This window comes from Pacificibacter marinus (assembly GCF_900109555.1).
Classification (GTDB): Bacteria; Pseudomonadota; Alphaproteobacteria; order Rhodobacterales; family Rhodobacteraceae; genus Celeribacter; species Celeribacter marinus_C.
Genome location: NZ_FNZV01000002.1, coordinates 344,665 through 369,892, shown reverse-complemented (window position 1 = coordinate 369,892; position 25,228 = coordinate 344,665). Strand labels below are relative to the sequence as shown.

At 48.9% G+C, this 25,228-nt stretch carries 20 protein-coding genes and 2 pseudogenes; 13 read left to right on the top strand and 9 right to left on the bottom strand.

The features are described from left to right. Window positions 1-35: 35 nt before the first annotated feature. On the bottom strand, window positions 36-1,028 hold the full coding sequence (gene dusA, locus BM025_RS04915; protein ID WP_085847649.1) for a tRNA dihydrouridine(20/20a) synthase DusA: 993 nt from the start codon (window positions 1,026-1,028) through the stop codon (window positions 36-38). 264 nt (window positions 1,029-1,292) lie between these two features. Between dusA and BM025_RS19440 the strand changes: the two genes are divergently transcribed. Further along, a complete protein-coding gene (locus BM025_RS19440; protein WP_244515469.1) occupies window positions 1,293-1,433 on the top strand; it encodes a hypothetical protein in 141 nt (46 codons plus the stop codon). A gap of 12 nt (window positions 1,434-1,445) precedes the next feature. Continuing rightward, window positions 1,446-1,715: a hypothetical protein gene (locus tag BM025_RS19435; protein ID WP_306455974.1), complete on the top strand. Its 270-nt coding sequence runs from the start codon at window positions 1,446-1,448 to the stop codon at window positions 1,713-1,715. A gap of 780 nt (window positions 1,716-2,495) precedes the next feature. Here the strand turns inward: BM025_RS19435 and BM025_RS04905 are convergent. After that, a pseudogene (locus tag BM025_RS04905) lies at window positions 2,496-2,978 on the bottom strand (transposase); the annotation flags it as partial. Between the two features lie 202 nt (window positions 2,979-3,180). On the opposite strand from BM025_RS04905, the gene BM025_RS04900 reads away from it, so the two are divergent. From BM025_RS04900 to BM025_RS04860, 9 genes and pseudogenes are all read left to right on the top strand, one after another. Beyond that, window positions 3,181-3,924, top strand: a complete 744-nt coding sequence (locus BM025_RS04900; RefSeq protein WP_244515467.1) for a FadR/GntR family transcriptional regulator — start codon at window positions 3,181-3,183, stop codon at window positions 3,922-3,924. After that, window positions 3,921-5,072 carry an aminotransferase class I/II-fold pyridoxal phosphate-dependent enzyme gene (locus tag BM025_RS04895; RefSeq protein WP_085847651.1) on the top strand — a complete coding sequence of 384 codons (1,152 nt, stop codon included), beginning with the start codon at window positions 3,921-3,923 and terminating at the stop codon, window positions 5,070-5,072. The genes BM025_RS04900 and BM025_RS04895 overlap by 4 nt, the downstream gene beginning before the upstream one ends. Window positions 5,073-5,118: 46 nt before the next feature. After that, complete coding sequence (locus BM025_RS04890) at window positions 5,119-6,378, top strand: ABC transporter substrate-binding protein (RefSeq protein ID WP_085847652.1); 1,260 nt, start codon at window positions 5,119-5,121, stop codon at window positions 6,376-6,378. After that, window positions 6,375-7,310, top strand: coding sequence for a carbohydrate ABC transporter permease (locus BM025_RS04885; protein ID WP_244515465.1), 936 nt, complete (start codon window positions 6,375-6,377; stop codon window positions 7,308-7,310). Before BM025_RS04890 ends, BM025_RS04885 begins: the two co-directional genes overlap by 4 nt. A gap of 10 nt (window positions 7,311-7,320) precedes the next feature. Then, on the top strand, window positions 7,321-8,160 hold the full coding sequence (locus tag BM025_RS04880; protein WP_090875186.1) for a carbohydrate ABC transporter permease: 840 nt from the start codon (window positions 7,321-7,323) through the stop codon (window positions 8,158-8,160). A gap of 9 nt (window positions 8,161-8,169) precedes the next feature. Continuing rightward, window positions 8,170-9,249, top strand: coding sequence for an ABC transporter ATP-binding protein (locus tag BM025_RS04875; protein ID WP_085847655.1), 1,080 nt, complete (start codon window positions 8,170-8,172; stop codon window positions 9,247-9,249). 1 nt (window position 9,250) lies between these two features. Next, a pseudogene (locus tag BM025_RS04870) lies at window positions 9,251-11,638 on the top strand (transketolase-like TK C-terminal-containing protein). A 17-nt stretch (window positions 11,639-11,655) separates the two neighbouring features. Beyond that, window positions 11,656-12,894 carry an AGE family epimerase/isomerase gene (locus tag BM025_RS04865; protein WP_085847656.1) on the top strand — a complete coding sequence of 413 codons (1,239 nt, stop codon included), beginning with the start codon at window positions 11,656-11,658 and terminating at the stop codon, window positions 12,892-12,894. Window positions 12,895-13,553: 659 nt separating this feature from the next. Next, window positions 13,554-14,840, top strand: a complete 1,287-nt coding sequence (locus BM025_RS04860) for a GAF domain-containing sensor histidine kinase (RefSeq protein WP_085847657.1) — start codon at window positions 13,554-13,556, stop codon at window positions 14,838-14,840. Between the two features lie 175 nt (window positions 14,841-15,015). Here BM025_RS04860 and BM025_RS04855 read toward each other — a convergent pair whose 3' ends face one another. The 3 genes from BM025_RS04855 to BM025_RS04845 all read right to left on the bottom strand — a co-directional run bounded on the left by BM025_RS04855 (window position 15,016) and on the right by BM025_RS04845 (window position 17,516). Beyond that, on the bottom strand, window positions 15,016-15,642 hold the full coding sequence (locus BM025_RS04855; protein ID WP_085847658.1) for a nuclear transport factor 2 family protein: 627 nt from the start codon (window positions 15,640-15,642) through the stop codon (window positions 15,016-15,018). A 69-nt stretch (window positions 15,643-15,711) separates the two neighbouring features. Next, window positions 15,712-17,058, bottom strand: a complete 1,347-nt coding sequence (locus tag BM025_RS04850; RefSeq protein ID WP_085847659.1) for a sensor histidine kinase — start codon at window positions 17,056-17,058, stop codon at window positions 15,712-15,714. After that, window positions 17,055-17,516, bottom strand: coding sequence for a putative pterin-binding protein (locus BM025_RS04845; protein ID WP_170842118.1), 462 nt, complete (start codon window positions 17,514-17,516; stop codon window positions 17,055-17,057). Before BM025_RS04845 ends, BM025_RS04850 begins: the two co-directional genes overlap by 4 nt. Before the next feature lie 702 nt (window positions 17,517-18,218). On the opposite strand from BM025_RS04845, the gene BM025_RS04840 reads away from it, so the two are divergent. Further along, window positions 18,219-18,635 carry a response regulator gene (locus BM025_RS04840; RefSeq protein WP_170842117.1) on the top strand — a complete coding sequence of 139 codons (417 nt, stop codon included), beginning with the start codon at window positions 18,219-18,221 and terminating at the stop codon, window positions 18,633-18,635. Between the two features lie 60 nt (window positions 18,636-18,695). Here the strand turns inward: BM025_RS04840 and BM025_RS04835 are convergent, their stop codons facing one another. Together BM025_RS04835 and BM025_RS19100 are read right to left on the bottom strand one after the other, a co-directional pair. Then, window positions 18,696-19,328 (bottom strand): acyl-homoserine-lactone synthase, encoded by a 633-nt coding sequence (locus tag BM025_RS04835; RefSeq protein ID WP_244515463.1) that lies wholly within the window; start codon window positions 19,326-19,328, stop codon window positions 18,696-18,698. A 149-nt stretch (window positions 19,329-19,477) separates the two neighbouring features. Further along, window positions 19,478-19,630: a hypothetical protein gene (locus tag BM025_RS19100; protein ID WP_170842116.1), complete on the bottom strand. Its 153-nt coding sequence runs from the start codon at window positions 19,628-19,630 to the stop codon at window positions 19,478-19,480. A gap of 125 nt (window positions 19,631-19,755) precedes the next feature. Between BM025_RS19100 and BM025_RS04830 the strand changes: the two genes are divergently transcribed. Next, window positions 19,756-21,105, top strand: coding sequence for a sensor histidine kinase (locus tag BM025_RS04830; protein ID WP_139204531.1), 1,350 nt, complete (start codon window positions 19,756-19,758; stop codon window positions 21,103-21,105). A gap of 120 nt (window positions 21,106-21,225) precedes the next feature. Here the strand turns inward: BM025_RS04830 and BM025_RS04825 are convergent, their stop codons facing one another. Both BM025_RS04825 and ade read right to left on the bottom strand, forming a co-directional pair. Then, on the bottom strand, window positions 21,226-23,034 hold the full coding sequence (locus tag BM025_RS04825) for a sensor histidine kinase (protein ID WP_085847663.1): 1,809 nt from the start codon (window positions 23,032-23,034) through the stop codon (window positions 21,226-21,228). A 475-nt stretch (window positions 23,035-23,509) separates the two neighbouring features. Next, on the bottom strand, window positions 23,510-25,219 hold the full coding sequence (gene ade, locus BM025_RS04820) for an adenine deaminase (protein WP_085847664.1): 1,710 nt from the start codon (window positions 25,217-25,219) through the stop codon (window positions 23,510-23,512). Window positions 25,220-25,228 lie beyond the last annotated feature (9 nt).

Sequence of the window (25,228 nt, the reverse complement as noted above, 5' to 3'; positions counted from 1 at the left end):
AAATCGGGGGCGGTTCTCCATAGCTATTATTGTTTTTAAACGGCTTCGACGGCTTTAAGCGCCTCATGTACCAAAGCAAAATCAGCGCCCTCACGTGGGGCTCCTTCTGACAAAATGCGCCTCCAGCGCCGCGCACCCGGTTGGCCCGCAAACAGACCAAGCATATGTCGTGTGACCTGTCCAAGCTTGCCACCACCACTCAGATGGCGCTCGATATATTCTTGCATAGCAAAGACAATTTCCGCACGGCTCAGCGGGGTACGCGTATCGCCGTAAATCAAAGCATCAGCATTGCCCAAAATGTCATACGGCTGATAATAGGCCGCGCGCCCCACCATAACACCGTCCATTACGTCAAGCTGTTCAAGCATTGCTTCCTCGGTCGCAATCCCGCCATTGATCGACAGATGCAAATCGGGAAAAGCACGTTTCATCGCATGTACCAGATCATAATCCAGCGGCGGAATATCGCGATTTTCCTTTGGCGACAGCCCTTGCAACCATGCCTTGCGCGCATGAATGGTCAGCCGCGTCACGCCAGCAGATTGCATCTTTGTTAGGAAATCCGGCAGGATATCTTCGGCAACTTGATCATCCACGCCGATACGACATTTCACTGTCACATCGACGGAAGACACTGCGCGCATTGCGCTAACACAACGCGCCACAAGATCAGGATCTCTCATCAAAATCGCGCCAAAAGCGCCCGATTGCACCCGATCAGAGGGGCAGCCGACATTGAGGTTCACCTCGTCATAGCCCTCATCGCAACACATCTTTGTCGCTTCTGCCAATTCAACAGGATCAGAGCCACCAAGCTGCACCGCCACAGGGTGTTCTTGGTTTGAGAACGTCAACAAATGCCGCGCACCGCCGCGTACCAAAGCAGGTGCTGTAACCATTTCTGTGTACAAAAGAGCATGATGTGACATCAATCTGTGGAAGGTCCGGCAATGTCGATCTGTCCAATCCATCATGGGTGCAACGGACAGGCGTGACGCATTGCAAGCTGTTGATTTGTTTTTCATATTTACAATATCACATCCTTATCAGTCACTCGCAACAGAGCTTATTTTCGCTTATTTCTGCCCATTAAATGCTATTTGAACAGCTTGAGTTGTTCAAAAGCAAGATGAGTTGTCCAGATGGCGCAGATACAAAAACGAACCCTAAAGAATGGCTCAATATCATATGTTGCAAAGATTGCCATTCGAAAGAATGGTAAATGAGCCTACCGTGAAGCACGCTCTTTTGACAAACTTGCAACAGCTAAAAATTGACATGCAAAGCGCATGAAAGAAATCAACACCGCAGATTTTGAAGACTTATCAAAAAAGCGCGACACTGAAACTCTTTCTAAAGTGATAGACCTGTATATAGCACAGAGCGTCAAAGAGATCGGTCGCATGCTGGTCAAGGATCACCAGTTTTAGGCGATCATCAAATTGCCGTCGGGCGTGTTCCGCCCCGATGCGGGCGTGTCCTGCGCCATCGTGATCTTTACCAAAACCAACAGCAGCGGCACCGAAAACGTCTGGCTTTATGACATGGCCGAGGATGGCTATAAGCTGGATGATAAACGCACACCGAAGCTGGGCATTTTCGCCGCAGGATTAACCTTTGGATGTGATGTAGTTCAGTTCAGTAATCCAGTCCTGCAACTCGGTTTCTTTATTACCAAAGGGGACGACAAACTGTTGTGGGCGTCCATTTGAGTCTATGATGTGAAATCGCAACGAGTTTTGCGTGTTGCTGCTGGCTGTCGATGACAACTTACCAGAGCTGTTCTGGCTTGTGTTGATCGTAGTCGATGTTTTCGTTAGGTGTTCGAAGCGTTGCACCATTGAAAGCGGCACAGCCTCGACATTCCACTTCGTTTTTGCACCATACTGAAACGGCATGCGGGAATTTGAATCCAGCGCATAAAAAGCGAAATTAGATACCAAGCCGCCAAGCTCGAGAACTTGTGTAGGAGACGAAGCAAAATCATCGTTCAACACACGCAGATAATTCTTTCGAATAGACGTTATTAAAATTGAGGATGAAATAGAAAAGAGAACTATACACACAGCATACCCGATGAGTAACAAGACAGCACATAAAATAGCCCAAACTAAGACGATGAATAAAGCCTAATTGCAAATGCATCTGGTCCTGCATTAAATAATTCACGCTTGGCGTTATGGATGCAAAAACCGATACCCCCTAAGCTGGCAACAATGTTGGTGAGCCAATATAGACGTCGCATGATTACTGTGGCCGCTGGCAAAGGTACGTGAACGTGCTCAATGGTATCAACATCGGGCATGAAGTATTCCCCACCATTCTGACCCAATCCATCTTCGCGAAGAGCTTTCGTTCCAGATTAAATTTTTTGTTCGAAATTATTCGACATTTACACTTCCTCAAATAATACAGGATTTCGCTGTCACGCCTGATTATTAAAAACGACTTCAAATGGCTTTTCTATGACAAGATTCACCAAAGCGATTCTTTTCTATAGAGTTCTGTTTATTGGCGTCCGCTTCGATCAAACCGGCATCTGCCGCAAGCCGCTGGCCGCTTACCAAACCATCTGCAATGCACCGCACGACGGTCTTTTCGAACAGATGCCGCAGCAGTTTGCTTTCCCGAAAACGCCCATGCCTATTCTTGGAAAAGGTCGAATGATTTGACACTGGATCAGACAAGTCGTGGTGGAAAAACCAGTGGTACGCGAGGTTCAGATGCACCTCTTCGCACAGCCGACGTTCAGACCTGAAGCCAAAGCAATAACCCACCAACAGCATGCGGATCAGCAGCTCAGGATCGATGGAGGGACGACCGGTGTGGCTTTAGAAGTCCGCGAGATACTGGCTAATGTCGCCCAAATCCACAAACCGGTCAATCGAGCGTAGCAGGTGGACTTGAGACACATGATCTTCAAGCGAGAATTCATAAAACAACGCGCCTTGCGCCTCTTGCTTCGGTCCCATCATCGCCAATCCCCCTGCACTCACAGGTAAATTGAATCAGTTCCAGGCACTGTCTCATCATATTTTCTGCTTCCGCCTGTCAACTTTTTGACAGGTGAATTTTTCAATGTATTGTTTTTATTATATATTTAATGTCATACATTATGTTGATTATGTATGACATTAAATATAGCATTTAGAAAATAACTATTTGGAAAGAAGAAGAGTGAGCAAAGTTTCCGCTTCAAAAATTAAGCCCATAGACGCCGAAATGCTTGAACACCTTGTCGCGTCGGAAAACGGCAGAGATGTCCTTGAGGCACTGACGCTGATGATCGAACGCGCCGGTCTTGGCATTGGTGACAGGCTTCCACCAGAGATCGAGATCGCGAAAAAACTCAATGTTGGGCGTTCGAAAGTACGTGAGGCGCTTATTGCATGGCAAAATATGGGAATTGTGACCCGCAATAAGAAAGCTGGAACGCGCCTTGCTGCTGAAGTCTCATCCAATGATCTTCACATGCCATTGACGTTGAAACTGGAAGCCGAAAGCCTTTTGAGAACCCACGCTGTGCGTCGCCCACTTGAAATTGAAGTCGTCAGGGTTGCTTGCCGAAACGTGACCGAACAACAGGGCCGTGTGATTTTGGCGCGCGCAACAGAGCTGATAGCGGTTTATGAGGCCGGTGAAGACTGGCGCACGGCAGACCATGGTTTTCACATCACAATTTATGAAGCCTCAGGGAATCCTCTGTTTGAGCAATTAATCCGGCAAATCCAAGACGGGTTCAACGCCATCTACGAGGCCCCTTTTGGGCGTGCCCACCTAGGACAAGCGACGATCCCGTTACACCTGCCGCTTGCCAAAGCAATCGTTGCTGGCGAAGTCAAAATCGCAATCGCGTATATGGAGCAAATTATGGACATGGTCGAAGCCGAAGTGCGTGAAGTCATGGAGGAGCAGTCATGATGAATGACCAGAACATTTCCACGTTGATGGCCGAAGTTTTGTCAGACTCAAGTGGGGCAATCACGCCGCCAATCGTACAGACTTCGCTTTTCTCATTTGACACCTACAAAGACTTTGAAGATCGCATGGCTGGTCGCACAAACCAAGCGATCTACACACGAATTCAAAACCCGACAGTCGCTGCATTTGAGGGGCTGATGGCGAAGGCGGAACACGGCGAAGCCGCCGTTGGGTTTGCGTCAGGAATTGCTGCGATTTCGTCAACTCTGCTCGCATTCCTAAAGCCAGGGGATCGCATTGCCTGCGTTGAACATGTTTATCCCGATACCTACCGGTTTATGGAACGCATTTTGCGCCCTTTCGGTGTAGAGATCAGCTATCACTCAGCAGCAGAATTTGAGAACAATGAAGATCTATTAGCGGGTGTGGGAATTGCTTTTCTTGAGAGCCCCAGTTCGGTCATTTTCACCCCACTAAACCTTCCAAAAGTTGCGCAGCTTGCAAAGCGGCACGGCACGCTCACGATGATCGACAATTCATGGGCAAGCCCCGTCTTTCAACGCCCCTTAACTCTCGGTATCGACATCGTCATCCACTCGGCATCGAAATATATCTCGGGTCATTCGGATACGGTTGCGGGCGTCGTGGTATCATCCCAACCCCACATCGCCCGCATCCGTGATCTGACCTTATCGCTTTTGGGCGCAAAGCTTGCACCTTTTGAGGCCTTTCTGCTGACCCGAGGATTGCGCACTTTAAATGCCCGCATGATGCAGCATCAGGCAACGGCGAACCTGTTTGTCGATCGCTTGGCCGCAGTGCCGCAAGTCGTAAAAATCAATAGCCCAGGTGCAAATGAAGTGCCCGGACTGACTGGGCGAAGTGGACTTATATCCATTGAGTTTAACGATAATGTCGACATTCCAAAGTTTTGTGATGCACTGAAGCATTTCAGACTGGGCGTCAGCTGGGGCGGCTTTGAAAGCCTAATCCTACCAGCCCGCGTCGGGCTCGCACAGGCTGGCGAGAAAAACTCGATGCAAGCATTTGGCGTCTCACCCAACTTGGTTCGTATGAGCCTTGGGTTGGAAGATGCAGAAGATCTTTGGGCGGATTTCATGTCCGCCTTAAGCCAAAGCGCGACCTGAAAGGGTAAAAAGACGCTTCATTACAAAACAACGGAGGAAGACAAAAATGAAGAAATTATTAACAGGCGTAAGTGCCGCTGTCATGATGATGGCAAGTGCGTCTTATGCGGAAACAACGCTTAAATTGGTGGAGGTAATCACCAGCCCTGAGCGCACCGAAGTTCTGCAAGGCATGGTTACTCAATTTGAAGCCGACAACCCCGATGTGACGGTCGAAATCGTCAGCTTGCCATGGGGCCAAGCATTCGAAAAATTGGCAACTATGGTTGCGGGTGGCGACATCCCTGACGTGGTTGAAATGCCCGACGTGTGGCAGGCGCTTTATGCCGGAGCTGGCCAGTTGGCCAGCCTGACAAATCACGTTGCCGGATGGGAACATGGTGCTACTTTGACCGATAAGACCATCGCAATGGGAAGCCAAGCAGGCGATCTATACATGATCCCATATGGTTTCTATTTGCGAGCAATGTTCTACAATAAAAAACTGTTGGCTGAAGCTGGTATTGAAAATCCACCTACAACGATGGAAGAGTTTATGGCTGCATCTGCCGCAGTTTCCGAACTTGACGGCAAATACGGCTATTGTTTGCGCGGCGGCCCTGGCGGTACCAACGGCTGGATCATGTTTGCTGCAACGATGAATGGCTCGAATGAGTTCTTCACAGAAGATGGTGTCAGCCGCATCAACGAGCCAGGCTCCGTTGAGGGCATCCAGTTCATGATTGATATGTATCAAAACGGCAATGCCCCTCGTGATAGTGTCAACTGGGGCTTTAACGAAATTGTGGCTGGCTTCTATTCCGGCACCTGTGCGTTCTTGGATCAAGATCCAGATGCATTGATAGCGATTTCCGAGCGCATGCCTGCCGACGATTTTGCGGTGATCCCGATGCCCGTTGGTCCATCGGGCAAGGCATTCCCAACAATCGGATTTGCAGGCTGGTCCATCTTTAACTCGACCGAGCATGAAGACGAAGCCTTTGACCTTGTCGCGGCCCTTTCCTCACCTGAGGCGAATTCGGTTTGGGCACAACGCGTTGGCGTTATTCCGATCCACAAGGGCGCAGACCAAGATCCGTTTTTCCAGACCGAGCAGTTCAAAGGTTGGTTTGATACGCTAAACGGAGAGCAATACGAGCCAACGACAATGCCCACCTATCTTGAGCAATGGGGCTATTTTGCGAGCAGCGTTCTTCTTGAAACAAGCCAAGAAGCATTGCTAGGGCAGCGCACAGCACAAGACGTCGCCGACGAATGGGCGGAATTGCTCACAGACGAGTATGCAAATTGGCAGGCAAATCAGTGACCGATCGCACTTCCAAAAGTATTTTGCCCGGGGGAACCCGGGCACGACGCTCGCTCTATTGGCAGTATTTGGTTGAGCCCTACCTCTATCTGTCGCCAGCTATTTTCCTGATCGGCATAGTCATGATGATCCCGCTGATTATCGGTATCTCATATTCATTCCAGTCCATTGAGCTGCTCAAGCCATTCGACACCGGTTGGGTTGGTTTGGAAAACTATCAAAAGCTCTGGTCTGATCGTAAATTCTGGCTCGCTCTCGAAAACACATTTTGGTGGACGTTCTGGTCAATCAGTTTCCAGTTTCTGCTGGGTTTAGGCCTTGCGATGCTCCTGACCACCCAATTTTACGGTAAAAAGTTATTTCAGGCGCTCGTATTTCTACCTTGGGCCGTTCCGACTTTTTTATCAGCGCTGACATGGGCATGGCTCTTTAATCCCGTTATCGGCCCGCTTCCGCACTGGATGGCGAGCCTTGGAATATTGTCAGAACCCTATAACATCATGGGCGACCCCAATCTTGCAATGTGGGGGCCGATCGTTGCCAACATCTGGTTTGGTGTCCCGTTTTTTGCCATCACTCTCTTAGCCGCACTACAGTCTATTCCTAACGATATGTACGAAGCGGCCGAAATCGATGGCGCGTCTGCATGGCAGGTTTTTACCAAGATTACGCTGCCATTTCTTGCCCCGATGATTGCCATAACGGTGATGTTGCGCACGATTTGGATCGCTAACTTTGCGGACCTTATTTATGTGATGACAGGCGGTGGACCGGCGAACTCGACCCAAATTGTCAGTTCTTATATTTTCACGACCGCATTCCGTAAACTCGATTTCGGATACGCATCAGCAATCGCCGTCGCCCTACTCTTTATTCTCCTGACCTACGCGGTTTTCCTACTTTGGCTTCGTAAGAAGCTGGTCAAGACTTGAGGCTGATATCATGACAGTTGCACGCTCGAAACCCATCCTAACGGCTGGTAAATATGCCGCTTTACTTGCCTATTTGACCTTTGCGCTCTTCCCTCTTTATTGGTTGTTAAAAATCGCGATCACACCGGATCAATTGATTTTCTCGGAAGGCACCACTCTTTGGCCGTCTTCCCTAACGCTCGATAACTTCCGGACAGTTCTGTTTCAGACTGATTTCTTGTATTATTTCGGAAACTCTCTTTATGTGTCCTTGGGGACCGCGGCTGCGACAACGTTGATAGCGGCAGGCGCCGGCTACGCCTTTTCACGGTTCGATTTTGGTGGCAAAAAAATCATTATCGCCATCATGTTGATAACCCAAATGTTTCCACTGCTGATGATCATCGCGCCCATTTACAAAATGGTGGCGTCGCTAGGGTTGCTCAATTCCCTCACGTCTTTGATCGTCGTTTATACGGCGTTTAACATCCCATTCGCGACCTTCCTGATGCAGTCATTTTTTGACGGCATCCCAAAGGACTTGGAAGAAGCCGCGATGATGGATGGCTGCTCGCGGTTCCAAGCACTACGTAAAGTTATTTTTCCACTTACCTTGCCCGGACTTGGCGCCACGCTCGGCTTTGTCTTCACGGCTGCTTGGTCAGAATTGCTATTTGCTCTCATGCTCATCTCAAAGAACGAGGCCATGACTTTCCCAGTTGGTTTGCTGACCTTCGTGTCAAAATTTTCGGTCGATTGGGGACAAATGATGGCGGCAGGTGTGCTGGCGCTCATTCCAAGTTGTCTCTTCTTCATCTTCATTCAACGCTACTTGGTGCAAGGACTGACGTCCGGCGCCGTCAAAGGATAGGGGACCATTATGGCGCGTATAGAACTCAAAGACGTCGTGAAATGCTACGGGACTGTCGAAGTGCTGCGGGACATTAACCTCGATATAAAAGACGGCGAATTCATCGTGCTCGTCGGGCCATCCGGGTGTGGAAAATCAACACTATTGCGGATGATTGCAGGGCTAGAACCCATATCCCAAGGCGATTTCCTGATTGGTGGAGAGCGCATGAACGATGTGCGGCCGCGTGACCGTGACATCGCGATGGTGTTCCAGTCTTACGCACTTTATCCGCACATGGATGTGGCAAGGAACATGGGATTTTCGATGGAAATTCGCAAAGATCCTGCCAACGAACGGATGTCTCGCGTCAAGCAGGCAGCAGACACTCTTGGTCTGACTGCGCTGACGGAGCGCCTGCCAAAAGCGCTTTCGGGTGGCCAACGCCAACGTGTCGCAATGGGCCGTGCCATTATTCGCGACCCGCGCGCGTTTTTGTTTGACGAACCATTGTCCAACTTAGATGCATCACTGCGCGTCGAGATGCGCCTTGAGATTGCGCGGTTGCACCAAAAACTGGGTGCGACGATGATCTACGTCACCCACGATCAGGTTGAGGCCTTGACGCTCGCAGACCGCATTGTTGTGCTCAATGGCGGTGATATTCAACAAGTTGGAAGCCCGCTCGAGTTATATGAAAGGCCTGCCAACAAGTTCGTTGCCCAATTTATTGGATCGCCAACTATGAACGTTGTGTCCGTTACTGGCGGCAAGAATAAGGTCACGACCGCGGATGGCGTTGCCATCGCGCTACCGCATCTCAAGGGTACTGAACGCGCCGTAGAGATGGGTATTCGCCCTGAGCATATCGATGTCGTCGATGTAAATGCAGGGCATTTGATCGGCATTGCAGACGTCGTTGAGCATCTTGGATCTGACACCAATATCTATGTCGATGTTGAAGGCCTTGGCCCGATTTTGGTGCGCAAACACGGAAACATCCCAGCAAAAACTGGCGACCGATTGGGGCTACGTATTCAGTCTGAAAATGCACATGCCTTTGCGGCGGACGGTGTCGCTCTGCGGCAAACCAATACAAACGAGGCCTGAAATGACACGCAAGACTGAAATCCGTCGCGCCCTGGAAGCAAAGACCCTTTGGCTATCGTCGTGGATGATCCACAACGCAAACAACATCCGCGAAAAGGGGCGCATCAAAGTGGGCGGCCACCAAGCGTCGTCTGCCTCAATGAATGCAATTCTAAACGCTTTGTATTTTGATGTGCTGCGACCAGAGGACCGTGTGGCCGTCAAACCGCATGCCAGCCCTGTGTTTCACGCAATCCAATACTTGTTGGGCAATCAATCACTTCAGCAACTGCAAGATTTTCGCGGGTTTGGTGGGGCGCAGCCCTACCCTTCGCGAACAAAGGACTGCGATGACGTGGACTTTTCGACGGGTTCAGTTGGCATGGGTGTGGCGATGACCGCATTTGCAAGTATGACACAAGATTATCTCGCAGGTCATGGTTGGCTGAAAGGCCCAAAGGGGCGGATGATCGCACTTGTAGGTGATGCCGAGTTGGATGAAGGCAATATTTATGAGGCGCTTCTTGAGGGCGCCAAGCACGATTTGCGCAATTGCTGGTGGGTGATTGATTATAACCGGCAGTCACTTGACGGGGTTGTAACTCAAGGTTTGAATGCACGGTTCCGCGACATCTTTGTAGCTTGCGGTTGGGATGTCATTGAACTCAAGTACGGCACGCTTATGCAAGCCGCGTTTAAAAAGCCGGGAGGTCTGCAACTGCGCGCTTGGATCGATGGCTGTGATAACGGGCTTTACTCAGCACTTACGTTTAAAGGAGGAGCCGCATGGCGCGCCCGATTGGAAGCGGATTTTGTGGGCGACAACGAAGCATTGGCGCTTGTGGCTGACCATGACGACATAGCGCTTGCTCAACTGATGAGCAACTTAGCTGGGCATGACGCGGCTTTGATGGCGAAAACGATGAATGCCATCAGTCACGACCGCCCCGTTTGTTTCATTTGCTATACAGTTAAAGGCCATGGGTTGCCGCTTGCTGGTCATAAGGACAACCACGCTGGCATCATGACAAGCAGTCAAATTGAAAGTTTGCGCTCTGACATGGGCATTTCGGCTGGGGACGAATGGGAACATTTTGCGGGCATCAACATACCCAAATCCGAAATGCGTGACTTTCTTGAATCCAATCAGTTTAACGCGCGTGGGTATCGACGGTTTACTGCGCCAGCAATTCCAATATCCGAGCCCTTTACCCCTCGCATCAAATCCAATGCCTCCACGCAAGAGGCTTTCGGGCAGATATTGGCTGCAATTGCGGCAGATGCTCCTGAACTGGCAGAGCGGATCGTGACAACATCGCCAGACGTATCGGTTTCCACAAATCTTGGCCCTTGGATTAACAAAACGGGATTATTCGCAAAGACCGACCAGCCCGACGTGTTTCGTGATGAGGCAATCCCCTCAACCCAAAAATGACAACGAAACAAAGCAGGGCGGCATATCGAATTAGGCATCGCCGAAAATAACTTATTCACATTCCTTGGCGCACTTGGTCTTTCGCATTCTCTTTTTGGACAGCGCCTTTTGCCAGTTGGAACGGTCTATGACCCGTTCATATGTCGCGGCCTCGATGCACTGAATTATGCCTGCTATCAGGACGCGCGGTTTATGCTTGCTGCCACGCCATCTGGCGTCACGCTCAGCCATGAAGGCGGAGCGCATCAATCAATATCGACGCCACTGATCGGTATGGCGCAGGATGGATTGGCCACGTTTGAACCGTCCTTTGCGGATGAACTGGATGTGATCATGCGCTGGGGTTTTGACTATATGCAACGCACTGGCTCATCGACGCAGACAGAAGAAAACTGGTTGCGCGATGAAAAAGGCGGATCACTCTATTTACGTTTATCCACTTTGCCGCAGGAACAACCCGAGCGCACAATGACGGATTCATTGGCGCAAGATATCATCGCAGGTGGTTACTGGCTACGTCCGCTAACTGCCTCCACAAGTGTCATCATCGCCTATACGGGTGTCGTCGCTCCCGAAGCCATTTCCGCTGCGGGACTATTGGCAGAGGACATGCGCGACGTCGCAGTTCTTGCAGTTACATCATCGGATCGGCTCAATGCGGGTTGGCAAGCGGCAGAACGCGCACGGCAACGTGGCGACACGACGGCGCAGTCTCATATTGAGGCTCTCCTCATGTCTGTGTCTCGCGACGCAGGTCTGGTTACGATTACCGATGGCCACCCTGCTGGACTAAGCTGGTTGGGCGGCGTCACGGGGCATCGTACTAAATCTCTCGGCGTCGAGCATTTCGGTCAAGCGGGGACGATCGAAGACATTTACCACCTTCACGGCTTGGATGCGAACGCGATCATGCATGCCGCGCGTGCGTTACTTCCCGGGCGTGGTGCTCGCTATCTCTCGCCGCTCGCCGGATGATCATGAAAGGAAACAAAATGAATGTAACGACCTCCCCTGGCCCGCAAAACTATTCAGGCTTTTGGATCGACCATGCAGACCATCGCACTTGGCTTGCACGACAGGCAGATCAGCAACTCGCATTTTTCGCGCATAGCCTGCAAGCCGATGCTGGGTTTGCAACACTTGACCATTCGGGCATTCCCCTCGCCAACAAAACGCAAGAACTGCATACAACAACACGGCTGGTTCATTCGTACGCCCTTGCCAAAATTTGGGGGCACCCTGACGCGGACAAAGTGATCGAACAGGGTATGTCTTATCTGTCCGACCATCACCACGACTCGTTTTTTGGCGGCTACATTTGGGCGCTAAACGATGGTGAAATGGTCGACGACCGTAAGCTCGCTTATGGGCATATGTTTGTTCTTTTAGCCGCGGCAAGCGCGAAGCAATCCGGCCACCCGACAGCCGACGCGATGCTCAAAAATACAAGCAAGGTTCTGGATCAGCATTTTTGGGAGGAAGACACTGGGCTGTTTTGCGATGAGCTAAACCGAGACTGGACCCCATTTTCTACATATCGCGGCATGAACGCAAATATGCATGCAAGTGAAGCGCTTTTGACGGCTTATGAAGCAACAGGAGACGAAATATACTTAGATCGTGCTGGCCGCATCTTAGATTTTTTCATTAACAAAATTGCGCCGCAAAATGATTGGCGTTTGCCAGAGCATTACACTGAAAACTGGGACATTGACCATGATTATGCAGGAGACCCGATGTTCCGCCCCGCGGGCACGACACCCGGGCATTCATTTGAATTGGGACGACTATTGTTGCAACACTGGGACCTAAAAGGTCGTCCGCCATGTGACGCTCCATTAAAGGCACGACACCTTATCGAACGCGCCCTACATGACGCGTCACTGCCAGATGGCGGACTTGCATACACACTTAAATTTGGCGGTGACGTTGACGTTTCTGCACGCTTTTGGTGGCCAGTTACCGAAGCCATTGGCGCAATCGCTGCACTAATTAAGTTAGAGCGCCGTGAAGCCGATGAAATCTGGTATCGTAAATTATGGACGTTTGCGAATGCCAACTTCATTGATCACACGCATGGTGGTTGGTTCCCTGAAATTGACAATGCAGGCAATGCTACAAGTACAATTTTTGCTGGAAAACCTGATATATATCACGCGTTACAGGCGTGCTTGTTTCCGCTGACACCAGGCTTATCGAGGCATTCAGACGACCTGAAACATATGCGCTAAAAGCACTTAAGAAATCACTTTTTCCCTCGGTGCGATCTGGTTGTTGTCAGGCCGTATTTTGGTTTGTTCTACGTCAACGAATGCGGCGCCGGGGATCGCTAGTCGGTATTTATGATCTAGGACTTACTGTATTTGGTGATGGTTTTCTTCAATGCCTCGACACACAAAATGGCCCCCATTGTGTTAGGCAAAGCAAAAGCTGCGGCGCTGCGACGAACAGGCGTGTAGCATTTCAGGCCATTGATTTAATCGACATATAACTCAAACCACTTCCTTATCAGTCACGTTTAGCATAGATCATTTTTGCTTGTTCTTGTTATTCACCGCTATTTTGGCACGCAAAGCGTTTGACAAAAATCAGCACTACGAGCTTTGAAGACACACCTAAAATGCATGATGTATTTCAAGTTTTGGTGGCTAAATTTTATCTTTCAGAAAAAAGTTAAGCCATAAAGTTAATTTATTCACAAACATTCCAAATCATTGCATAATACAAAGAACAATAAACGTTTAGGGCTAAAGGCTGGGCACACTACGTTCTAGAAAACGCGATTTTTCAGTCTATTTCAGAACCATACAGACGGTTAACATGCTGCGTGGGACTTGTTCCCAAGGCCGATACTGCAGCTTTCTTAATTTAAGTAGGAGAGGGAGATTATATGAGAGTTCCAATCCCCACGAATGAAGCTGAACGGCTGTCTTTTCTTCAAAACTTACGGCTCGATCTTTCGCATCCTATCGATGAAATTCAAGGGCTATGCGAAGTGGCATCAAACTTGGCCGACGCGCCTATCGCATTGGTCAGTCTCATTGATGAAACGCAGCAAAATTTTCTGGCAAGCATCGGCGTTGGGGATTTGCGCCAAACCGACAGAGAAATTGCCATGTGTGCGCATGCAATTATGGGCAGCCAACAGTTTGAGGTGCCAGATGCACTGCTCGACGAGAGATTTTCTGACAATCCATTCGTCGTCGACGCGCCAAATATTAGATCCTATTTAGGGACAGTTTTAGAACCCGAACCCGAAATGCGACTTGGCACACTGTGCGTTCTGGATATCAAACCCAAAGTTTACTCCGATGAAGTAAAGTTGTCTCTTTCAAAGATCGGAAAAGCAATCACAGCTCTGTTGATATCGCACCGAGAAAAGTTAGATTTAGTTGAACATTCAAGAGAACTTGAAGCCCGAAATCTCGAATTGGGTGAGATGACGTCATCTTTGCAAAGTTCAATGGAAAAAGTCATCGCGGCAGAAAGAGCCAAAAGTGAATTTCTGGCAATTGTCAGCCATGAACTTCGCACCCCTCTAACCTCGATCAAAGGCGCGCTCGGCTTGATGAAGGGCAACGCAATAAATGCCGACGTAGAGAAAACACAACGTTTAATCAATATCGCTTACGAAAATAGCGAACGGCTTCTGAATTTGATCGGCGATATCCTAACTCTTCAAAAAGAGAATTTCAGCAGCCCCAAAGCCGTACTTAACCCTGTTGATCTCGCCACCTTGATCAAATCATCGGCTATAGCATACCAAGATTATGCTGCGGATCGAGCCGTAAAATTGTCGGTATCAGGTGTTGAGCAACCTTGTTTTGTGAATGGTGATAAAACGCAATTGGATCAGGTCATCGCAAATATGCTATCCAACGCATTCAAATTTTCAAAGCCAAATGGCAACGTCGAAATCGGTTTGCACTGCTTGGACACAGGCCCACAGATCACGGTAAAAGATGATGGCGCAGGCATTCCAGAAGGGTCCAAGGCAAAGGTTTTTGGCCTGTTCTCACAAGTGGACAGCTCTGACACCCGTTCGCAGGCTGGGTCCGGGCTAGGCATGCACATTTGCCAGAAAATCCTCGAACAGCACAATGCTACCATAGACTATGAAAGCGTGCTTGGCGCTGGCACAACCTTCAAAGTCAAATTTCCTCCGCGCAGGATTTAGTCATAACCATTTCAATGTCACAGACCCAAGACCCAAGGGGCTCCATATTGTCGAGAACGCAATGACGCTTTAATCCGAGACATCGACAATAGGTATCACTGCACGCCCCACATAAAACAGGCGAACAACGCATCTGCATTGCTCGCCTGAAAATCTACAGGATATGAGGGTACGTTTAGGTTGGTGGACAGCTGTTGACCGGCGCGGATTTGGCAATTGGGAAACATGTTTCCCATTCTTCGGTTCTGGGTGGCCAAGGGGTTAGCATTTTAGGATCTTCCTCAAGCGTAAGGACACCAAGAGCTTGCAAATCCTTTACGCGACCATCTAAGTATTCCTTGAGAATAGCGCCCTGCCCGTCAACGATCGTGGCGACCCAGACGTCGTTTACAACTTGGCGATTGCCTCTTTGGAATGTCCGAAATTGCACTTCTGCAGCCACTCGGCCCGTTTCTGTGTCAATGTAAAATGCGTCTTCTGGGAAATAAAAGCTGGTGTCAGTCGCCTGATTACAGAACAAATCCAGATCGGCCAACATCGCATCAAGTCCCGTAACCGTCGTTGTCGGGTATGAGAAAATCACGTCATCATGAAACGATGAAGTCATGTATTCGGGTTCACAAGTGGTCCACGCCGCGGCGAAATCAAATATAACTTTTTGCATTTCCGCACGGGGCGTTCCGTCTGCCTCAACGGTCCCCGCAAAGGTGACACCGGGGCGAACCTCGTCTGCAAATACCAATTGGGGCGTGGCCATTGCCAGAACAGCAAAACTAGCGATCAGGGTCGAGGAAACGTTCATGTCTTTAACCTTTTTTCGTCTTGAAAGAATGCAAGCCGAAAAGAGGTTCGGCATATGCAGCTTACTCATTTAGGATTCTAATGGAAGGTCAAAATAGAACGTCGTCCCTTTTCCTAAAACGCTATCATACCAAACCGTACCACCATGTGCGTCAACGATAGATTTGACAATTGAAAGCCCTAGGCCGGTGCCTCCGCGCTCCCTAGCGTCAGACGAATCAACTTGTTGAAAACGTTCAAAAAGTCGCTCGCCTGCGGATTCAGGAATCCCTCTACCTTGATCTTTTACACTTATAACAGCGCGGTCTTGAACCCGCTCCAAGCCTATAACAACTTGGGTGCCCGCGTTAGAAAATTTAGCTGCATTTGAGATCAAATTGGCTAAGACCTGCCCCAATCTTTGGCGGTCTCCTCGCACAGATAGTTTGGGCAAATTGGCGTTTAAAGACAACTCTACATTGAAGGTCTCGACATACGGTTTATTACTTTCAACCTGTTCAGTTAGAAAGGATGCTAAATCCATTTCATCGGCATGAAAATTCATACTTCCTGACGACAATTTTTCAGCATTCAGTAAGTCTGAAATCAAAACGCCAAGCTGCTTGGCATTGCGCGACGCGATCTGAATGGGCTTTTTAAACGCTTCAGGAACCTCACCATAAGCGCCCGACCCCATGAGCGAAATGGCCCCACTGATCGACGTTAAAGGGGTACGGAGTTCATGATTAACGGCAGCAATAAATTCCGATTTAGCCAGATTGGCAGCCTCTGCGGCAATTAAAAGCTCATCTTTTTCCGCAAGTTGATTTCTGGCTGCGACAGCATCCAATCGCAGTAACAAAATCAAAGCCAGTGCCGTCAGCCCAATGGCAACCCCAATCGCTACATTCTCACCAGAAATACGGAGCAATGCTTCACGCCACTCTCGTGTTTCATTCGATGAGGCCTGCAGGACGTCAAGTGCCAATCCATGAATGTCGCGGTTCAAAATATTGAAGTCATTGATCATACTGTGGATCGATGCAGGACTCGCCGTATCAATGTTCATCACAAGCTGCTCGTACTGTAGCAGTTTAACTTGCAGCAGATTAATGACCGATGTGTCGACCTGATACTCTAACAATTTATCAGCGACTTCCCCACGATTTGCCCCGCTAACACGGCTCCAAAGAATGTCGAACCTCAGGTTCGCATTTTCAAAGGTCCCCAAACCCAATTCATAGCTGGCGATGGCGATCTGGAACTCTTGAACGTCGCGCTCAATTGCCGTCACGAACCAGATCGGCCCCGTTGACGAGCTATCACCCACTTGTAAAATCTGAGTACGCAAGCCCACGAGGCTAAGGGTTGCGGCAATTAATCCTGCAATCGCAAAGCCAAAAAGAACCAGCTTGAGCTGGAAAGCGCGTGGTTTCATTCCGCAATGATTTCCTCAAGCTGCCAAATAATCCGACCTTTATAGATTGAATCCTCTAGCTTGGGGTCCGACGAAATTGGGTACATAACCCACAATGGTCCCTTTTCGCGCACGGACATGGGCGCGCCGTCCATCTGGGTTGCAATGATGACATCAAATTCAAGCGCATCCGATACGGGAAACGAAATTTCGTAATCATTAATGGCGACCATTCGAACCATCTCATCATCAAGCAAATTCGAAGACGAAAGCACATCCCTTAAAAGAGGCCCTGAAAACACACTAGAGCCATCAATGAACGCATTCTTCGTCGCGTATTCTACTTGAGGCAAAGCCTGAAGTGCAGCGAGATCGTACTCTAACGAACTGTCATCATTTGAGACAGTCAAAACAGTTTGTGCGGCAACTGGTAAGGCAAAGGCTGCAAATGTAGCAGCATAAAAAGCAGTTCGTATCATATTCAATGGCCCCTTATTTGGTCGACCTTTCAACATCAAGTGTAACCACAATCAAGTGAATTCGACCATATTGTTCTCAAGATAAAAGTCTATTAAGGAGGAAACATGACAATTATGAGGCGCATTTCCGGTAAAAGTGGCACACTCCGCTATGTAGCGTCCGAATTGACCTTTACCGATGTCACTCTTTTCCTGCGCAGTCAGGCCACCAAAACCAAGATATTGTTGGCCCTAAAACCAAAAAAGGCTTCGGTATATAGGTGAACCAACCACTCTAGGGGCTGCAACGTTTAATCAGAAAAACTGCTGACATTTATCTGTACTGATCAAGAACCGACTACGTGCCGTGACTTTTGCACAGTAACTTGCCCCTACTCCCGTCAGAGCCATAGCCGCATTGATCCAATCGGACCAAGCTATTGATTTCATGAATAAAATCACAAGACATACCGCAGCGCAGATTACGTCGATTGAAATACAAACCAAAGACCAACCTGTCCGCTTCCGTCCTATTGTTAACCTTTTGTTAGCATAATTACGCCACAAACTTAGATCATAAAAACGGAACATTAAGTTGTCCAAATTTGCTCTCGTCTTGTCTGCGTACATCATAGATGTAACAGCTTCGATGTTCCGTAAATGATCAGAATTCAGTTCCAGCTTGGACATCATTTTCTTAGTGAGCAAAAGGAAAAAGCTCTCATGGCGAACGCTGCACCATTAATTCTGCACATCGAAGATGAACAGGACATTCAGGAAACCACCAAGCGCGCTTTAGATGCGATCGGTGGTCTATCGATTGTTCAATGCAGCTCTGGTTGTCAGGCTCTTGAAGTCGTTGCAAAGTACGCTCCGGATTTGTTCCTACTCGATGTGACTATGCCGAAATTAGACGGTATCGAAACACTTCGGCGCTTACGCGAGATCCCCGGATTTGATCAAACACCTGCCATTTTTATGACTGAAAAAGTTACGCATGAAGATCAGGAAATGTTCATGAATTGCGGCACATATTCAATCATCAAAAAACCGCTGGACCCAACAACTGTGGCTTCGGAAATCGTTGACGTTTGGACAAATGCGTTTCAGGCTAGAGTTGCAAATCCACAAAGGCACTAGAGTAACAAAACATGTTTTGTCACTTGGAGTGATACTTTTCACGTCATGTGTTTGATGTGATCAAGCTACACCATCGACCACGTTCATTAACGCTGCTTGCACCCTATCACCATCAATGATTTTAACCGGGCCCATCTCTGTCGCAGTCATGCCAATGCGCTTCAACCAGCGCTTAAATACCGCCGGAACAATACCAATAATATGAGTGGCCCCTACACTGCGTGCTGCGGCAGCCATTTCAAGCATCAAGCTGCTTTGAACTTGCATACGCAGCTCTGTTGGCACGGCTTCTGTCAAAAATAGCCGCGTTGCTTCCCAGATTTCTTTATCAACAGGGGCCGTTTCATCAAGCATGTCGGCAGGCAAACCTGGAAGCAGACCAAGCTGCGCATCTCTTAACATATAGCTGTGATTACCGCATTGCGCCGTTGTCGGTGAAATGCGGGCACCGCCCAAGACTGTGCCGTTGCCTTGCAGAACAATCCACCGCGCAAGTGGCGTGTCATATTGATCGAACTCCATGCCATCGGTTTCTGGCAACTGCCATCCTTTTTCAATGATGAACACGTCACGCCGGCCGCGCAAATAGCGAGAGTAAAGATCGCCATATTCGTGAAAGTTACGCACCGAAAGCGTTGTCGCCTCAATTTCAAACGGACTATCCACTGGCAGTTCTGCTTCTAGCTGTGGCACCTTCACAGTCTCGGGCTCAGCTTCGCGTGGCGTTTTCGATCCCGAACCAAAAGCAAAGAAAGGCCGCCTGATAGATGACGGCTCTTTACAATCAAACTCGTGCTGCGGAAGCAGCTTGGGAAAGGCTCGTTTGGCCTTTTTGCTTTCAATCACTTGGTAGCCTGCTCATGCTCGCGGCCTGCGGTCCGCACTTCTTTTTTATTATATAGATCAACACTAATTTGCCGCATCATTGACCATGATTTTGCCTCAATCAACCTATTTAAGTAATCAAAGGCAAAGTTTATTGCATCATTGATCATGATTTCGTCCCAATCAAAGGGTCTAGTCAAGGTCGGCGTTGGATCAAACGAAGATGGCGATTCAAAATGAATAACCGCGGTTACATTTTAGGCGCCGAATGAAATGATGAGAGATAGATGTGTACGTGCCGTTTAGAAAATTAACCGCGATGTGTGACGCTGACGTCGACATCCTTGCCCAGAAACTACGTGACTATAGTCAACTTGGGATTTCCTTGGTGTGGCAACGTCAGGTGATTTTTTTGGCCGCTCTTGGCTTAGCCGCATTCTATTACGATATAGTGTTGGCCGGTGTGGTTTTGGCGATGATCCTCTCGTCAGAATTATTCGACTTCTATTTGTTTCGCCGCATTCTGCGTTGCCAGACGTTCGATGTGCGCAAGGTGCGTCAGTTTCATATATTGATAGCCATCAGCACTCTCATAAGTGCGTCCGTGATCATCACATATGCGATCTGGATCGCCACCCTGCAGGGGCCGATCCCGCACTTTATGCCGCTATTTTTCTTGTTTGCTGCGGCTCTTTTTGCGTCAATGAACAACCACCAATTGCCGTCGGCCTTGTTCTTGCGGCTCGCGTGTTATGGTTTAGCATTTCTGTTCATCCCTGTTCGAGACATTGTTATTACGGGCGCGCCGCTTCATTCAGAACTTTGGGCGCAACTCTTTACCAGTATCTTTGTGCTGTTTTTCATCGTCGAATGCTCACGGATTTATCAGCACTTTTATAAGTCTCAATTGTCCCAACTCAGAAATCTGCGCAATGAACACGAAAAATCCAAAATTGCATATAAGGCCAAAACTGAATTTCTATCGACGATGAGTCATGAGCTTCGAACACCTTTGACAGTCATTAAGGGCGCGGTCGATATCGTGGCGTCAGGAAAAGTGGGTGAAATACCCGAAAAAGCCGAAGCTCTTTTGCAGGCAGCGCAACGCAACAGTGAACGTCTTCTCGGTTTGATAAACGAAATTCTTGATCTGCAAGACATCGAAACAGAAGCGATGCTGTTTGACTTTCAGGACATCAAGCTGTGGCATGCCGTCGAGGATGCCATTTCTAACAACAATCCTTACGCTGCGAAGCTAGACGTCACATTCGTGGCGACACCGCCCAGAAATGATGTCGTGGTATCCGTTGACAAAAAGCGCTTGGGCCAAGTGTTCTCGAATGTACTGTCGAATGCAGCCAAATATTCACCTGTGGGAAGTAATGTTTTCGTATCTATGGAAACGGATGGCGACACCGCTCGCGTGCTCTTTAACGATAGTGGTATGGGGCTTTCACCAGATAACTATGACACGGTTTTCGACCCCTTCACGCAAGTCGACTCTTCGGACACGCGAAAAATCGGCGGCACGGGTCTAGGTATGAACATCTCAAAACGCATAATGGAAACGCTGGGCGGCGAGATCGCATACAGCAAGAACGATGGCCTAGGGACAACATTCATCGTGGAACTTCCCTGCATCTGATGTGACGTTGGATACCCACGGGCAATCCTGTGGCGCACGGATTAATGACGCAGCACGTGATCAATACGCCCACTCTTGTGAATGACGCCCTATCTTGCAACAATCATAACCTGAAACGTCTTATGTCGCCTGTCCCAAATCGCCTTGGGGCGAAAGCGGTATGTCGATGTAGAACGTCGTGCCGGTGCCAATGTGGCTTTCATATGAAATAGAACCATCCATATGCTCGATCAGAAGCTTGGCAATATTCATCCCAAGGCCGGACCCACCAGACGCCTTGGACGAGGAACTCGGGACTTGGTTGAAACGCCCGAAAACTTGATCCTCGTTGCCTTGTGGAATGCCAATTCCACTATCTTTAATTGAAAACCTCAAATTCGAGCCAACCACATGCGTTGAGCATTCGACATGTCCTCCTTCTGGAGAAAACTTAACGGCATTCGAAATTACATTCCCAACGACCTGCTTCAACCGATGAATATCGGCGCGCAACGGCCAACTCTTGCCATCTGAAATGATGTCCAGCTTAATATTTTCTTTCGAGGCATAGGCATCGTATTCCTCGATAATGTCCTGCAAGAATTCTTGTGAGTTTAAATCCTGCAACTTAAGATTGATTTCTTTGAGATCGATTTTTTGAAGATCAAGAACATCATCTATGAGCTTCAACAACCTAAGACTGTTTCTTTGAGCGATGGTCAGCACGTTTTTCAAAGGGTCGCTAACCTCGCCTAAGGCCCCGTGAAGCGCCAAATCCAATCCTCCTTTGACCGATGTCATAGGGGTGCGCAATTCGTGGCTGATCATTGCAAGAAATTGGGACTTCGCGTGGTTTGCGGCTTCCGCATGTGCCACCGCCTCACGCAGGACTTCAGCCGAGCGTTCCCTTTCCGTGATATCCATCAGTGAAACGGACCACCCCAGCAGATTATTTTTAGTCTGGATTGGGCTTTCAATTGGCAGGGTCCGCAAATCGAAAACACGCCCCCCCAGCCGGATAGCCTCTGCACAGTTCAGTTCGCCGGTCTCTCTGAATTCCTGCAATCTCGGACCAATTATTTCTAAGTGATCCACAGTGTCGCCATTTTTCGGCATCTGTGTGCCAAATAACAATTTTGCCGCAGAATTTGCACCGGCAAACTTACCACCTGCATCCATGATGATCACAGGGTCTTGTGTGGCATAGAATAAAAGGTTTCGCCCTTGGGCTTCCGTATCCATCATCGAGTTGTTCAAAATCAACCAACTGAATGCCATGAGAGCCACAGCAAACATGAATGGTGTCGGATCAAGCCCGAAAAGCGCCATCCCCCAACCGACATAAGCGATATTGGCCACCAATGGAGTCGCCGTGATGATGAACAGGACCCCCAAAAAAGGCCGGACGCTCTTTTTAGCTTTGAAAAAGGCATAGATGAGCACGCTCAAGGCGCTCATGACAAAGAGGTATAGGAACGCGGCGACAACGTAAAAGAAAGGACCATGGTCATATACAACGAATGCTTTGCCCCCAGTGTCCACAAGCTGGGTATCCACGCCATAAATAAGATGCGTCTGGCCATTTGTGGTGGCAACGATGCTCACTATTGTGGGCACAATAATATACAACATCAAGCGGAACGGCTTACGCGCTTGATTGGTGTTCATCGTATAGTCGAACAAGAAAAACGCCCAAGCCATCGGAAGTAACACAATCCCAGGCCACGCGGCCAAAGACCACAACATCTTGCATGGTAGCCCATGTGAGCTCAAATCAATGACGACCGTAAAAAACCACCAAAGCATCCCCGAGAATGCGACGATAAACGCAGGCTTTCCAGCAAAGTTATTGTTCCGTGCGACCCACACCGCAACAAATGCACAGACGACCCAAAGTGCTCCGACAGAGGCAGAGGCAAGGCTGAATTCAAAATTCGTAAAGCAGGTCATGGTTGATTCAACAATCGGGGTGTGGCCGCAAAGCTATGTAGAGGGAATATCATATCGACATTGACTGGAATTGGCGCTAGCGACCGTTCACTTTGCATAAATTTACTGCATCCTTGTGTTTTCGGCCTAACGGCAATGACAGAACGCTACAATGCGAAGCCATTGTAAACAAGATTATATACCCTCCATGACGGTACAAATCAGACCAGAGTGTTCACCATCTCCCGACCATCGATCACACTCAATGGGGCCTATTGCTAAAACAAGGTTTCAATTATGCGTTGGTGTTTGTTTCATTTGGCTTGCTATTCAAAACTCATGCCTGCCTTAAAAATAAGACTAAATCAGCTTGCCTCGGAACCTTTTACAGCCCCTGAAGTTTGAGCTTTAATCACATGAATTTAAACAGATTTATAGCGGAGACGCCCCCAAAACAACGCAAAAAACACACAACATTTCATGACATCACAGCCACCTAGCTGATGATTTCAAATTTATGCACATCCACCATGCCACGATCAGTGATTTTAAGCGCGGGGATAACCGGCAATGCCAAAAAGGCCAGCTGCAAAAACGGCTCTTCCAATGTCACCCCAAGCGTTTTTGCCGCAGCTCGCAAATCAACAAGCGTATCGCGCACCACCTCAAACGGCTCAAGACTCATCAATCCTGCCACGGGCAAAGCCAATTCAGCAAGGATTTGACCGTCTTTGACCACGACAAACCCACCTTCGATTTCACTCATGCGATTGGCGGCCAGTGCCATATCATCATAGTCCACACCGACGCAGGCAATGTTGTGATGATCGTGGCAAACAGTCGACGCAATCGCCCCCGCTTGCAGTCCGAAGCCTTTAACAAATCCGCTGGCGATATTGCCATTTTTGCCATGTCGTTCAATCACGGTGATCCGCGTTAAATCGCGTTTGGGATCGGGCTTTTTATCACCATCCTCAATTGGGATCACCTCGTGCAGGTGCTCGGTGATGATCTTGCCTTCGAGAATGCCAATAACATCTGTCTCTTCACGATTGCCGGTGGTGCGGAAACTTTGCGCACTCACACGGGGCGCTTGAACAGAATTTCTGGCCACTGGAGCGATCTCCAAACGGGCCTCAAAATTCTTATGCGTCACCTCAACACCACCGCAGAACACTTTGGAAGCATTGCAGTTTTCTAAATTATCGATCACCACAATATCCGCGCGCTTGCTTGGCGCAATCATGCCGCGATCTTTCAAACCGAAAGCTTCAGCGGCTGACAGACTTGCCGCGCGGTACACCGCCAAAGGCGAACAACCAAGCGCGATCAGTGTGCGGATCATATAGTCCAAATGGCCGTGTTCACCGATATCCAAAGGATTGCGATCATCCGTACATAAGCACATGTAAGCCGAAGTGATATCCGTCAAAAGCGGCTGCAACGCGTGCATATCTTTAGACACAGATCCTTCGCGAATTAACACCCGCATTCCTTTGCGCAGCTTTTCACGCGCCTCTTCAAACGTTGTGGCCTCGTGTTCGGTCCGAATACCTGCGGCGATATAGGCGTTAAGATCGCGCCCTGACAGCTGTGGACAATGGCCGTCAATATGCTGATCTTCGAACAGTTTGATCTTGGCCATGGCTTGCGGATCGCGCAACATCACCCCCGGGTAATTCATGAATTCGGCCAGCCCAATGGACGACGGATGCCCCATAACCTGTTTCAAATCATCGGCCAACAATTCAGCCCCCGCCGTTTCCATATGGGTTGACGGCACACAGGACGATAATTGCACGCGAATGTCCATCAGCGTGTGCTCGGATGCCTCTTGGAAATAGCGAATACCATCAAGCCCGATCACATTGGCAATCTCATGCGGATCACAGATCGCAGTTGTGACACCGCGCGGCGTCACACAGCGGTCAAATTCGAACGGTGTGACCAACGAACTCTCAATATGAAGATGCGTGTCAATAAACCCCGGCACAAGGATTTGTCCTGTGACATCAATCTCTTGCTTGCCCGTATAGGTTTCAAACACTCCCGCGATACGATCACCGCAAATCGCCACATCCCCTGTGATCAATTCCCCTGTCATCAGATCAAAAATACGCCCGCCTTTTAGCACGATATCCGCAATCTCATCACCTTTGGCTTGGGCAATTCGTGTTTCAAGATTACTCGTTTTCACATCGTTCATAAAGACACT